Annotated in this window: 8 protein-coding genes and 4 pseudogenes; 3 read left to right on the forward strand and 9 right to left on the reverse strand. The window is 70.6% G+C overall.

Features of this window, described 5'->3' with window-relative positions:
- Positions 1-8: 8 nt before the first annotated feature.
- Positions 9-1,256: a lysophospholipid transporter LplT gene (gene lplT, locus V7026_RS03290; protein WP_334153862.1), complete on the forward strand. Its 1,248-nt coding sequence runs from the start codon at positions 9-11 to the stop codon at positions 1,254-1,256.
- On the opposite strand, the gene V7026_RS03295 is transcribed toward lplT, so the two are convergent.
- Complete coding sequence (locus V7026_RS03295; protein ID WP_334153863.1) at positions 1,210-2,460, reverse strand: glycosyltransferase family 4 protein; 1,251 nt, start codon at positions 2,458-2,460, stop codon at positions 1,210-1,212. The two genes, lplT and V7026_RS03295, sit on opposite strands and share 47 nt — an antisense overlap.
- Positions 2,461-2,628: 168 nt before the next feature.
- On the opposite strand from V7026_RS03295, the gene V7026_RS03300 reads away from it, so the two are divergent.
- Positions 2,629-3,240, forward strand: coding sequence for a hypothetical protein (locus V7026_RS03300; protein ID WP_334153864.1), 612 nt, complete (start codon positions 2,629-2,631; stop codon positions 3,238-3,240).
- Between the two features lie 56 nt (positions 3,241-3,296).
- Here the strand turns inward: V7026_RS03300 and V7026_RS03305 are convergent, their stop codons facing one another.
- Positions 3,297-4,976: an aminotransferase class III-fold pyridoxal phosphate-dependent enzyme gene (locus tag V7026_RS03305; RefSeq protein WP_334153865.1), complete on the reverse strand. Its 1,680-nt coding sequence runs from the start codon at positions 4,974-4,976 to the stop codon at positions 3,297-3,299.
- A 61-nt stretch (positions 4,977-5,037) separates the two neighbouring features.
- Here V7026_RS03305 and asd point away from each other — a divergent pair, with 61 nt between their 5' ends.
- The gene (gene asd, locus V7026_RS03310; protein ID WP_334153866.1) at positions 5,038-5,922 is read left to right on the forward strand and encodes an archaetidylserine decarboxylase; all 885 of its coding nucleotides are present in this window, start codon (positions 5,038-5,040) and stop codon (positions 5,920-5,922) included.
- Between the two features lie 10 nt (positions 5,923-5,932).
- Here asd and V7026_RS03315 read toward each other — a convergent pair.
- The 7 genes and pseudogenes from V7026_RS03315 to V7026_RS03345 form a co-directional block, all read right to left on the reverse strand.
- A pseudogene (locus tag V7026_RS03315) lies at positions 5,933-6,333 on the reverse strand (SDR family oxidoreductase); the annotation flags it as partial.
- A 75-nt stretch (positions 6,334-6,408) separates the two neighbouring features.
- Positions 6,409-7,197 carry a 2-oxo-tetronate isomerase gene (gene otnI / locus V7026_RS03320; RefSeq protein ID WP_334153867.1) on the reverse strand — a complete coding sequence of 263 codons (789 nt, stop codon included), beginning with the start codon at positions 7,195-7,197 and terminating at the stop codon, positions 6,409-6,411.
- 12 nt (positions 7,198-7,209) lie between these two features.
- Positions 7,210-7,445 (reverse strand): annotated as a pseudogene (locus V7026_RS03325) (nucleotide-binding domain containing protein); the annotation flags it as partial.
- A gap of 71 nt (positions 7,446-7,516) precedes the next feature.
- A pseudogene (locus tag V7026_RS03330) lies at positions 7,517-7,636 on the reverse strand (NAD(P)-dependent oxidoreductase); the annotation flags it as partial.
- Positions 7,636-8,988: a phosphoglucosamine mutase gene (gene glmM, locus V7026_RS03335; RefSeq protein ID WP_334153868.1), complete on the reverse strand. Its 1,353-nt coding sequence runs from the start codon at positions 8,986-8,988 to the stop codon at positions 7,636-7,638. The pseudogene V7026_RS03330 and the gene glmM, both read right to left, overlap by 1 nt.
- Positions 8,985-9,872: a dihydropteroate synthase gene (folP, locus tag V7026_RS03340; protein WP_334153869.1), complete on the reverse strand. Its 888-nt coding sequence runs from the start codon at positions 9,870-9,872 to the stop codon at positions 8,985-8,987. Before folP ends, glmM begins: the two co-directional genes overlap by 4 nt.
- Positions 9,873-9,976: 104 nt before the next feature.
- Positions 9,977-10,702, reverse strand: a pseudogene (locus tag V7026_RS03345) (ATP-dependent zinc metalloprotease FtsH); the annotation flags it as partial.

Genomic DNA, 10,702 nt, shown 5'->3' on the forward strand with positions numbered 1-10,702 from the left:
CTGGCCCCATGCCGGCGGGTTTTTTCTGGTTGCTGGCGGCGCAGTTCTTTTCCGGGCTGGCCGACCACGCGGTGCTGATCGTGGCCATCGCCTATCTGCAGGAGCAGCGCCACCCACTGTGGTGGGCCCCGCTGTTGAAGTTCGCCTTCACATGGAGCTACGTGCTGCTGGCGCCGATGGCTGGCGCCTGGGCGGATGCGGTGCGCAAAAACGTGCTGATGGGGCGCATGAATGCGCTGAAGGCCGTGGCGGTGGCCGGGCTCGTGGCCGGCGCGCATCCGCTGGCGGCGTTTGCCGTTCTGGGGCTGGCGGCGGCGCTGTATGCGCCGGCCAAATATGGCTGGATCACCGAATCGACCCCGGGTCGCGACCTGGTGGCCGCCAACGGCTGGGTGGAGGTGTCGGTGGTGCTGTCGGTGCTGCTGGGCACCGCGCTGGGCGGCTGGTGGGTGTCGCCGGCCTGGCAGGCGCCGCAGGCGCTGCTCTGGCTGGGGCTGGACGGCCGGCTGCCGGCCACGGCGCTGCTGCCGGCCTTCGCGGCGGTGCTGACGCTGTACGGCCTTGCGGCCTGGTGCAACCGTCATATCCCGTCGCGGCCGGCGCGGCTCACGCTGCCGCTGCGCGACTGGCCGGCGTTGTGGCCACGCTTCTGGCGCGACAATGCAAGACTCTGGCGCGATCCGCTCGGCGGGCTGTCGCTGGCGGTGACGACGTGGTTTTGGGGCTTTGGCGCGCTGATGCAGATCGCGGTGCTGCGCTGGGCCGAGCTGCGGCTGGACCTGCCGCTGTCGCAGGCGGCTTATTTGCAGGCCACCGTGGCGCTGGGCGTGGTGGCCGGTGCGGTGTGGGTGGCGCGGCGGGTGGAGCTGCGCCGCGCCTGGCGCGTGCTGCCGCTGGGGGTGCTGCTGGGCGCGCTGCTGGCGGTGGCGGTACACACGCGGGAGCTGGGGCTGGCGGTGCTTGGGCTGCTGATGATTGGGGCGTTGGGCGGCATGCTCGTGGTGCCGATGAACGCGCTGCTGCAATACCGCGGCCACCGGCTGCTGCAGCCTGGGCAGTCGATCGCCATCCAGGGCTTCAACGAGAACGCCAGTGTGCTGGTGATGCTGGGTGCGCTGGCGCTGGCGATGCGCGCCAACTGGCCGCTGGTGCCGCTGCTGTCGGCGCTGGGGGTGACGATGGCGCTGGGACTGGCGCTGCTGTGGGCGCTCACGCGCCGGTGGCGGGCAGACCGTCCCACCAAGGCGACGACCTGACCACCGCCGGCCCGGCCGCGTGCGCCGCCAGCAGCCGCAGCCAAATCGACTCCACCTGCTCGACGATGCGCCCCCAGCCCAGGTGCTGCACCGCGTGCACCGCGCCGCTGCGCAGCCGCTGCAACAGCGCCTCGTCGGCGGCCGCCGTGCGCGCCAGCTGCAGGTAGGCCTCGGCATCCCCCACCGGCGCCAGCAGCCCGCTGTCGCCGTGGCGCACCACCTCGGCCGCCGCGGCGTAGGCGAAGGCCAGCACCGGCAGGCCACTGGCCAGCGCCTCCAGCGTCACGTTGCCAAAGGTCTCGGTCAGGCTCGTAAAGGCCAGCAGGTCGCCGTTGGCGTAGGCCTGCGCCAACGCCTCGCCGGTCAGCGCTCCCAGCAGAACCGCCTGCGGGCAGCGCTGCGCCAGCCAGGCGCGCTGCGGCCCGTCGCCGACAACCACCAGCCGCCAGTCCGGCTGCACCGCGCGCATGGCGTCGAACGCCGCCGCCAGCAGCTCCAGGTTCTTCTCCGGCGCCAGGCGGCCGACGTACAGCAGCACGCGCTCGCCCGGCTGCACGCCCCAAACCGCGCGCAGCGCCGGGTTGCGCAGCGCCGGGGTGAAGCGGTCCATGTCCACGCCGCGCTGCACGACGATCAGCCGCTCGAAGCCAGCGGCGCGCAGCTGCTGGCGCAGGCCGTCGGTCGGCACCAGCGTGCAGTCCGCCAGGTTGTGAAAACGCCGCAGATAGGCCTGCACCGAGCGGCGCAACCAGCCCACGCCGTAGTGCTCGCTGTAGGCGTCGAAGTTGGTGCGAAAGTCCGTGCTGACCGGCAGCCGCAGCTTGCGCGCGGTGCGCAGCGCTGACCAGCCCAATGGGCCTTCGGTGGCGATGTGCACGATGTCCGGGCGGCGGCGCATCCAAAGCGCCTGCAGCGCGCGCTGCGCCGGCAAACCCATGCGCAGCTGCGGGTAGCGCGGAATCGGCAAGCCGCGCGTCAGCACCTGCTCCAAGCCCAGGCGGCTTCCGTCGCGATCGTAGGCGTCGGCCGCCTGGCGCGGCCGCACCACCTGGACGTCGTGGTCGTGCAGCTGCAGCCCGCGCACCAGCCGCTCCACCGTCGTGGCCACGCCGTTGACCTCCGGCGGGAAAGTCTCGGTGACCACCGAGACGCGCAGCAGCGCTCGTCGGGGCGGAAAGCTCTCGATCATCAGGCGCGCATCCATGACCGACAAGCTTGGCCGCGGCGTGCGACAGGCGTGTGACAGACCCCGGCGCTGCCGCAGACGTCACCGTGGCGTCACACGATGTCGCGACCATGACGCCCGCCGGCACCGCATGCGCTGCCGTTCCACTGCCTTGCCCTTTTCTCCGCCCCTCTACGAGGACACCCGATGATGCTGCAACGCTTTTTGCACACCCTGCGCGAGCAGCGCTGGGATGACCACCGCTACTACCATCAGAGCCGCATCAACCAGACGCTACACCTGATCAGCGCCATCAGCTTCGTGGTCGCCTACGTCTGGCTGTTCCAGGATCCCGCCACCGCGGCGCTGATCGCCTGGGGCGTCTCGATGGTAACGCGCCAGGCGGGGCATTTTTTCTTCGAGCCCACGGGGTATGACCACGTCAATCAGGTGACGCACGAGTACAAGGAGGCCGTCAAGGTCGGCTACAACCTGAAACGCAAGGTGGTGCTGATGACGGTGTGGGCCGCCGCGCCGTTGCTGCTGGTGTGGGATCCGACGGCGTTCGGGTGGCTGCAGCCGCACGAGGACTGGCGCGGTTTTTGGCACAACGTCGGCTGGCTTTGGTTTGCCATCGGCGTCGGCGGGTTGCTGGTGCGCGTGCTGCAGCTGTGGGTGGAAAAGGACCTCTACACCGGCATCGTCTGGGTGACCAAGATCCTTACCGATCCGTTCCACGACATCAAGCTGTACCACCGCGCGCCGCTGTACCTGCTGCGCGGCCAGCTGCTCGACCCGGGCCACCCGCGCATAGGCTGACGGGGCGGGCGATGCCGGCTCGCCCCAGGGGGCGCGGCCGGCACGGACGCTTGCCCTCAGACTGCGGGCCGGCTTGCGCGCCGCGCCTGCCACCAGGCCTGCAGCGTCTCGCGCAGCAGGCCGCGGCGCAGCCGGCGGGCCCACGCCGCGAGCGGCAGCGCCTCGTCGCGCCACCACCAGCCGTCGGCCTGCATGCGCCGGCAGGCGGCGAGAAACCGCTGCAGCGCCTCCTCGAACGCCGCGTCCTCCAGCGCGACCGGGAAGATCAGCCGCCCGGTGCCGACCCAGCTCAGCGCCAGCCCCGCATCGCGCAGGTAGTACTGCAGCAGCCAGTGGTAGCGCCCCGGCTGGGTGTAGATCACGGTCCAGATCGACGACAGCGCTGCCACCCGCACGGGCACGCCGGCGCCCTCCAGCGCCGTGTTGAAGCGCCGCTCGCGCGTGCGCCAGCGCTCCTCCAACCCGTCGTAGGCGGCGCGCACCTCGGGGCGCTCCAGCGCGCGCAGGAAGGCGTTCATCGCCCCCATCACGTAGGGGTGAGCGTTGAAGGTGCCGCGCGCGAAGCACAGATCGGCCGGGCGCTCGGGGCGGAAGCGCTCCATCCAGCGCCGCTTACCGCAAACCACGCCGACCGGCAGGCCGCCGCCCAGCGTCTTGCCGTAGCAGACCAGGTCGGCCTGCACGCCGAAGTAGGCCTGGGCGCCGCCCAACGCGAGGCGAAAGCCCACGAACACCTCGTCGAAGATCAGCGCGATGCCGGCCTCGGTGCATACGGCGCGCAGGCGCTGCAGCCAGCGCGCGTAGGCGTCGCGGTCGAAGGCCGCCGCGCCCGTGCCGCCGACCAGCGTGGAGTCGCTCGGCGCCGCGCGATTGGGGTGCAGCGCCTGCAGCGGATTGACCAGCACGCAGGCGATGTCGCGCCGCGTGCGCAGCACCTCGAGCGTGACCTCGCTCAGGTCGGCCAGCGTGTAGGTCTGGCGCGGCGGCAGCGGGTTGCCGGGGCCGGGCTGCACGTCCTCCCACCAGCCGTGGTAGGCCCCGGCGAAGCGCACCACGTGGCGCCGCCCCGTGTGGTAACGCGCCAGCCGCACGGCCTGCATCACCGCTTCGGTGCCGGACATGTGAAACGTCACGTCGTCCATGCCGCTCAAGGCCTTCAGCCGCGCGACGTTGTCAGCCACGCAGGGGTGCAGGCCGCCCAGCACCGGCCCCAGCGCCGCGCCCAGGCGCGCACCCTCTTCCATCGTTCCCTTGTAGAAGTCCAGCCCCAGCACGTTGACGCCGTAGGAGCCGGCGAGGTCGAGGAAGCGGTTGCCGTCCAGGTCGATCAGCCACGGGCCGTCGTTGCGCGCCCAGAAGGCGCCGATCGGCAGCTCGCGCGCCAGTTCGGCGAACGGATACGGCACGCGGTAGCGCCCGGTCAGGCGCAGGTCGGGCATGCCGTCGCGCGCCTGCGCAGTCAGCGCCAGCGTCTGGGGCGCGGCGGCGCGCAGCCGCTGCGATAGCGCCTGCCAGCCCCGCAGCCGCGCCTGCACCACATCGGGCGGCGCACCGTCCAGCGCGAAAGCCTGCGGCGCCGCCAGCGCGTAGCCGGGCAGCCAGCGCGCCACGCGCTTGGCCATGCGTGGGTGCCCCGCCAGTGTCGGCGCCTTGGCCCGCGATAGGCGCAGCCGTCGCCAGCCCCAAGGCGCGGCCGCCAGCGCGGCGGCAGCACCCAACCAAACGGGTTCCATCATCGGTGTCACCATTCCTTCAACGGGTTGGGCGACAGTTGTACGCATGGCCTTTGACACGCCCGTGAAACCCGAACCCACGCCGGCTGGCTGGCGCGCTTGGCGCGACCGCGTGCTGCAGCACGAAACGCTCAACTATGCGCTGACCAACCACGTGCCGCGCGTGGCGCTGACCCTGCTGATTGGGCGGCTGAGTCGCATCGACAGCCCCGCCTTCACACGGCTGGCGGTGGCGGTGTGGCGGTGGTTCGCCGATCTGGACCTGAGCGAGGCCGCTGCGGCCGAGTACCGCAGTTTGCGCGACGTCTTCACGCGCGCGCTGCGCGCTGGCGCGCGCCCGTTCGACCCCGACCCGCAGGTGCTGTGCAGCCCCTGCGACGCCATCGTCGGCGCCTGCGGCGACGTGCACGGCACCACCGTCTGGCAAGCCAAGGGCATGCCGTACCGGCTGGAGGACTTGATCGGCCCCGAGGCTGCCGCCGTGCACGCCAACGGACGCTTCATCACGCTGCGGCTGACCTCGACGATGTACCACCGCTTCCACGCCCCGGCCGACCTGCGTGTGCGGCGTGTGCGCTACGTCAGCGGCGACGTCTTCAACGTCAACCCGCCGGCGCTGCGGCGCATCCCGGCGCTGTTCTGCCGCAACGAGCGCGCGCTGATCGAGGCGACGCTGCCGGACGGCAGCCCGATCGCGCTGGTGCCGGTGGCGGCGATCCTGGTGGCCAGCATCCGGCTGCATTTCCTCGACGTGACGCTGCACCTTCGCTGGCGCGGCCCGCACGAGCTGCCGTGCGACGTGCGCCTGAGCCGCGGGCAGGAGATGGGCTGGTTCGAGCACGGCTCGACGATCATCCTGTTCGTGCCGGCGCACTGGCGTCTGGCCGACGGCGTCGAGTCAGGCCGCACGATCCGCGCCGGGCAGGCGCTGTGGCAGCGGGAGGATTGAAACGGATCGGTCAGACGCTGCGCCCGCCGTCGACCTCCAGGCAGGCGCCGGCGATGAACGCAGCCTCGTCGCTGGCCCCAAAGAGGGCCGCGTCGGCAATATCGAGCGGGCGGCTCAAGCGCCGCCCCAGCGGCACGGTCGCGATGAACTTCGCGCGGCGCTCGGGCGTGTCTTCGCCCATGAACTGGGCAAGCAAAGCCATCTCACCCGCCACGGGGTTGATGACGTTGACGCGAATGTTGTCGGGGCCGAGCTCTGCCGCCATCGAACGACTGGTGGTGATGGCCGCCCCTTTGCTGCCGTTGTACCAAGTCAGACCCGGGCGCAGACGCACACGGCGTGCCTTGCGGTCAGAAAGCGGCTCTTGACATTGACCGCAGCGATGCGGTCGAACCCCTCCTCGCTCACCTCAAAAGCGGCCTCGCCGCAACAGCTCGCACGCCAGGCGCACGCCCAAAAAACCCGCCCCGCCGGTGATGAGCAGCTTCACGATTGAACCTCCTTGTAAGGCGCGAACCAGCCCAGCCCGGCCGAGGTCGCGCCGCGCGGACGGTATTCACACCCGATGTACCCCTCGTAGCCCAGCGCATCGATCTCGTCGAACAGCCAGCGGTAACCGACTTCGCCGGTGTCCGGCTCGTGCCGATGCGGCACACCTGCGATCTGCAGATGGCCGACGCCGGTCAGATGACGCTGGAGCCGCATCAGTAGGTCGCCCTCCATGATCTGGCAGTGGTAGAGGTCCATCTGCACCTTCAGGTTGGTGGCGCCGACTTCGGCCACCACCTCGTGGGCCTGTTGTTGAAAGTTCAGGAAATAGCCCGGCATATCCCGGGTGTTGATCGGTTCGATCAACGCGGTGATGCCATGGGGCGCCAGCTGTTGCGCCGCGTGACGCAGGTTGGCCACGTAGGTGCGCTGCATCGCGTCGCGGTCGGCGCCCTCCGGGATCCGACCCGCCATCACATGCAGACGGCGGCAACCCGTGGCCAGGGCGTACCGGAGCGCCTGCTGCACGCTCTCGGCAAACTCGGCCTCGCGACCGGGCAGCGCCGCCAAGCCGCGCTCGCCCGCCGCCCAGTCGCCAGGGGGCAGATTGAACAAGGCCTGAGCAAGGCCATGCTCCTGCAGCCGCCGCGCGATCTCTTCGGGGGGGTGCTCGTAGGGAAACAGGTACTCGACCGCTCGGAAACCGTCCGCCGCCGCCGCGGCAAAACGGTCCAGGAAGTCGTGCTCCGTGTACATCATCGACAGATTGGCGGCAAAGCGGGGCATGGTCGGATTGGTTCACCGGCGCGCGCCAAAGTGGCGGCGCAATTCAGTTGGGCGTCCTGGCTGGTCATCATGCCACCTGCGCCAAGGCCTAGGCAAAAAATCGACGACGCCGAAGTGGCCCGACTTCAGCCCCAGGAGCAGCGGAGGGCCCTTGGCGTGTGTCCAGGGCCACCCGGATCGATGGGCGCGCCGATGCGCAACTGCCGCCCCCCAAGCGCCTGCACCACGGCGCCCGAGGTTTGCCCCCCGCCACCACGATGGCATCGGTTTGCGGCGACGGGCCTTCCGGCACGCCGACGACCTGAACCGTCCGCGTGCCCGCTCGCAGCACGATGCCCAGATCCTTTACGAAGATGTTGACGGCCGACTGCGGCCGGTGGTCGCCCGCGAGGATGTGGGGAACGCGATTCTGGAACATCCCACCCATGCCGGCGGAGTTCAAGCCGACACGGGCATCCCTGTTACGGTCGCCTCGGCCAGCCGCGCAGCCCAGCGCTCGGCGTCCTCGGCGCGGCGCGCCTCCGCCATCACCCTCAGCACCGGCTCGGTGCCGCTGGCGCGGATCAGCACGCGGCCGTCTGCGCCCAGCGCCGCCTCGGCCTCGCGCTGCGCCTGCTGCAGCGCCGTGTTGGCGCGCCAGTCCGCGCCCGCGGCCAGCCGCACGTTGCGCAGCACCTGCGGAAAGCGCTCCACGCCGCGCAGCACCTCGGCCAGCGTGCGCTGCTGGCGCAGGCAGGCCTGCAGCACCTGCAACGCCGAGACGATGCCGTCGCCTGTGGTCTGCTTGTCCAGGATGATGAGGTGGCCGGAGCCCTCGCCGCCCAGCAGCCAGTGGTGGCGGTGCAGCTCCTCCAGCACGTAGCGGTCGCCGACCTTGGCGCGCACCAGCCGCACGCCGCGCGCGGCCAGCGCCTGCTCGATGGCCATGTTGGCCATCAGGGTGCCAACGACGCCCGGGACCACCTCGTCGCGGCCCAGACGGTCGTCGGCCAGCACATACAGCAACTCGTCGCCGTCGTAGAGGCGGCCGCTGGCGTCCACCATCTGCAGCCGATCGGCGTCGCCGTCCAGCGCGATGCCGAGGTCGGCCTCGTGCGCACGCACCGCGGCGACGAGGGTTTGCGGGTGCGTGGCGCCGACGCCGTCGTTGATGTTGCGGCCGTTGGGGCTGCAGCCGATCGGCACCACGTCGGCGCCGAGCTCGTGGAATACCGCCGGCGCGATCTGATAGGCCGCCCCGTGCGCCGCATCGACCACGATCTTCAGCCCGCGCAGGCTGAGGTCCTGGGCAAACGTGCTCTTGCAAAACTCGATGTAACGCCCGGCGGCATCACTCAGCCGCCGCGCCGCCCCCAGCGCCGCCGACTCCACCCACGCCGGCGGCTGCGCCAGCGCCGCCTCCACCGCCAGCTCCCACTCGTCGGGCAGCTTGGTGCCCTGGGCGCTGAAAAACTTGATGCCGTTGTCCGGATAGGGGTTGTGGCTGGCGCTGATGACAACGCCCAGGCTGGCGCGCTGCGCGCGCGTCAGGTACGCCACCGCGGGGGTCGGCACCGGCCCGAGCAGCACCACGTCCACCCCGGCCGAAGCAAAGCCCGACTCCAGCGCCGACTCCAGCATGTAGCCGGAGATGCGCGTGTCCTTGCCGATCAACACCGTAGGGCGCGCCTCGGTGCGCTTGAGCACCTGCCCGACCGCATGCGCCAGCCGCAGCGCGAAGTCCGGCGTGATCGGCGCTCGGCCCACCGTGCCGCGGATGCCATCCGTGCCGAAGTACTGTCGTGTCGTCATGCACCCCCCCTGTCGTTCAGAGCCATCCAGACCTCGAGCGCCTGTACCGTGGCGACCACGTCGTGCACGCGCACGATGCGCGCGCCGCGCTGCACCGCCAGCAAGGCGGCGGCGACGCTCGCCCCCAGCCGCTCGGCGGCCACTTCCACCCCGGTGAGGCGCCCCAGCGTGGACTTGCGCGACCAACCCGCCAGCAGCGGGTAGCCCAGCGCCAGCAGTTCGCGCTGACGGGCCAGCAGGTCCAGGTTTTGTTCCACCGTTTTGCCAAAGCCGATGCCGTAGTCGAGCACGATGCGCTCGGCCGCCACGCCGCGCGCGCGCAGCGCGGCCGCGCGGGCAGCCAGAAAGTCGCACACCTGCGGCACGGCGTCGCCTTCCATCGGCTTGACCTGCATGTCCTGCGGCTGGCGGTGCATGTGCATCAGCACCACCCCGCAGGCCGGGTCTTGCGCCACCACGTCCTCGGCGCTGCGGCCATCCGCAGCGTGGCGGCGCAGCGCCCAGACGTCGTTGACGATGTCCGCGCCCAGCGCCAGGCATTCGGCCATCACCTCGGGCTTGTAGGTGTCGACGCTGATCGGCACGCCCCAGCGCACCGCCTCACGCACCACCGGCACGACGCGCGCCAGTTCCTCCTCGAGCGGCACGGGCGGCGCGCCGGGGCGCGTCGATTCGCCACCGACGTCGAGGATGTCGGCCCCTTCCTTCAGCAGCACCTCGGCATGGCGCAGGCCGCTGGCGGCATCGGCGTGTGCCCCCCCGTCGGAAAACGAGTCCGGCGTGACATTGACGATGCCCATCACGCGTGGGCGGCTCAGGTCGATACAAAAGCGTGCCGTCTGCCAGCAGGCAGACAGGTGGGTGGACGGAAGGGGAGACGGCATGGCCGCTATTGTGCCCGGGCTGCGAGGCCCCTTCGAGGCCGCCACGGCCAAAACCATCAAGGCCGCGGAAAGCGGCCTCGGCACTCATGCGATGGACAGACCGATCAGGCCGCCGTTGGCGCCTGTGGCGAGGGATCGGCCTGCACGGGCTCGGCCGCGCCCCCGGCGTCACCCCCACCACCGGCGTTGGGCGTGCGGGGACTGATGTCCTTCGGCGGACGCGGCGGGCGACCCGCCATGATGTCGTCGATCTGCTCGCTCTCGATCGTCTCCCACTCCAGCAGCGCCTTGGCCATGGCGTGCATCTTGTCGGCGTTTTCCTCGATCAGCCGGCGGGCCAGCGCGTATTGCTCGTCGATGATGCGTCGCACCTCGGCATCGACCTGCCGCATCGTCTCGTCGCTCATGTGCGTGGTCTTGGTGATCGAGCGACCCAGGAACACCTCGCCTTCGTTTTCGGCATAAACCATCGGTCCGAGCTTTTCGGACATGCCATAGCGCATCACCATGTCCCGGGCGATCTGCGTGGCACGCTCGAAGTCGTTGCTCGCCCCGGTGGTCATCTGCTTCATGAAGACCTCTTCAGCGATGCGGCCGCCAAACAGCATGCTGATCTGGTTGAGCATGTACTCCCTGTCGTAGGAGTAGCGGTCCCTCTCCGGCAGGCTCATCGTCACGCCCAGCGCACGGCCGCGCGGGATGATCGTGACCTTGTGCACCGGGTCGCACTTGGGCAGCAGCTTGCCGATCAGCGCGTGGCCGGCCTCGTGGTAGGCCGTGTTGCGGCGCTCTTCCTCGGGCATGACCATGCTCTTGCGCTCGGGGCCCAT

Origin of the sequence: Tepidimonas sp., assembly GCF_036825565.1 — a bacterium.
Taxonomy (GTDB): Bacteria; Pseudomonadota; Gammaproteobacteria; order Burkholderiales; family Burkholderiaceae_C; genus Tepidimonas.

What these genes read in the sequence shown, in the direction of transcription:
- V7026_RS03295 (WP_334153863.1), bottom strand. Translation starts at nt 2,460, where the DNA reads ATGGATGCGCGCCTGATGATCGAGAGCTTTCCGCCCCGACGAGCGCTG.
- V7026_RS03305 (WP_334153865.1), bottom strand. Translation starts at nt 4,976, where the DNA reads ATGATGGAACCCGTTTGGTTGGGTGCTGCCGCCGCGCTGGCGGCCGCG.
- otnI (WP_334153867.1), bottom strand. Translation starts at nt 7,197, where the DNA reads ATGCCCCGCTTTGCCGCCAATCTGTCGATGATGTACACGGAGCACGAC.
- lplT (WP_334153862.1), top strand. Translation starts at nt 9, where the DNA reads ATGCCGGCGGGTTTTTTCTGGTTGCTGGCGGCGCAGTTCTTTTCCGGG.
- glmM (WP_334153868.1), bottom strand. Translation starts at nt 8,988, where the DNA reads ATGACGACACGACAGTACTTCGGCACGGATGGCATCCGCGGCACGGTG.
- V7026_RS03300 (WP_334153864.1), top strand. Translation starts at nt 2,629, where the DNA reads ATGATGCTGCAACGCTTTTTGCACACCCTGCGCGAGCAGCGCTGGGAT.
- folP (WP_334153869.1), bottom strand. Translation starts at nt 9,872, where the DNA reads ATGCCGTCTCCCCTTCCGTCCACCCACCTGTCTGCCTGCTGGCAGACG.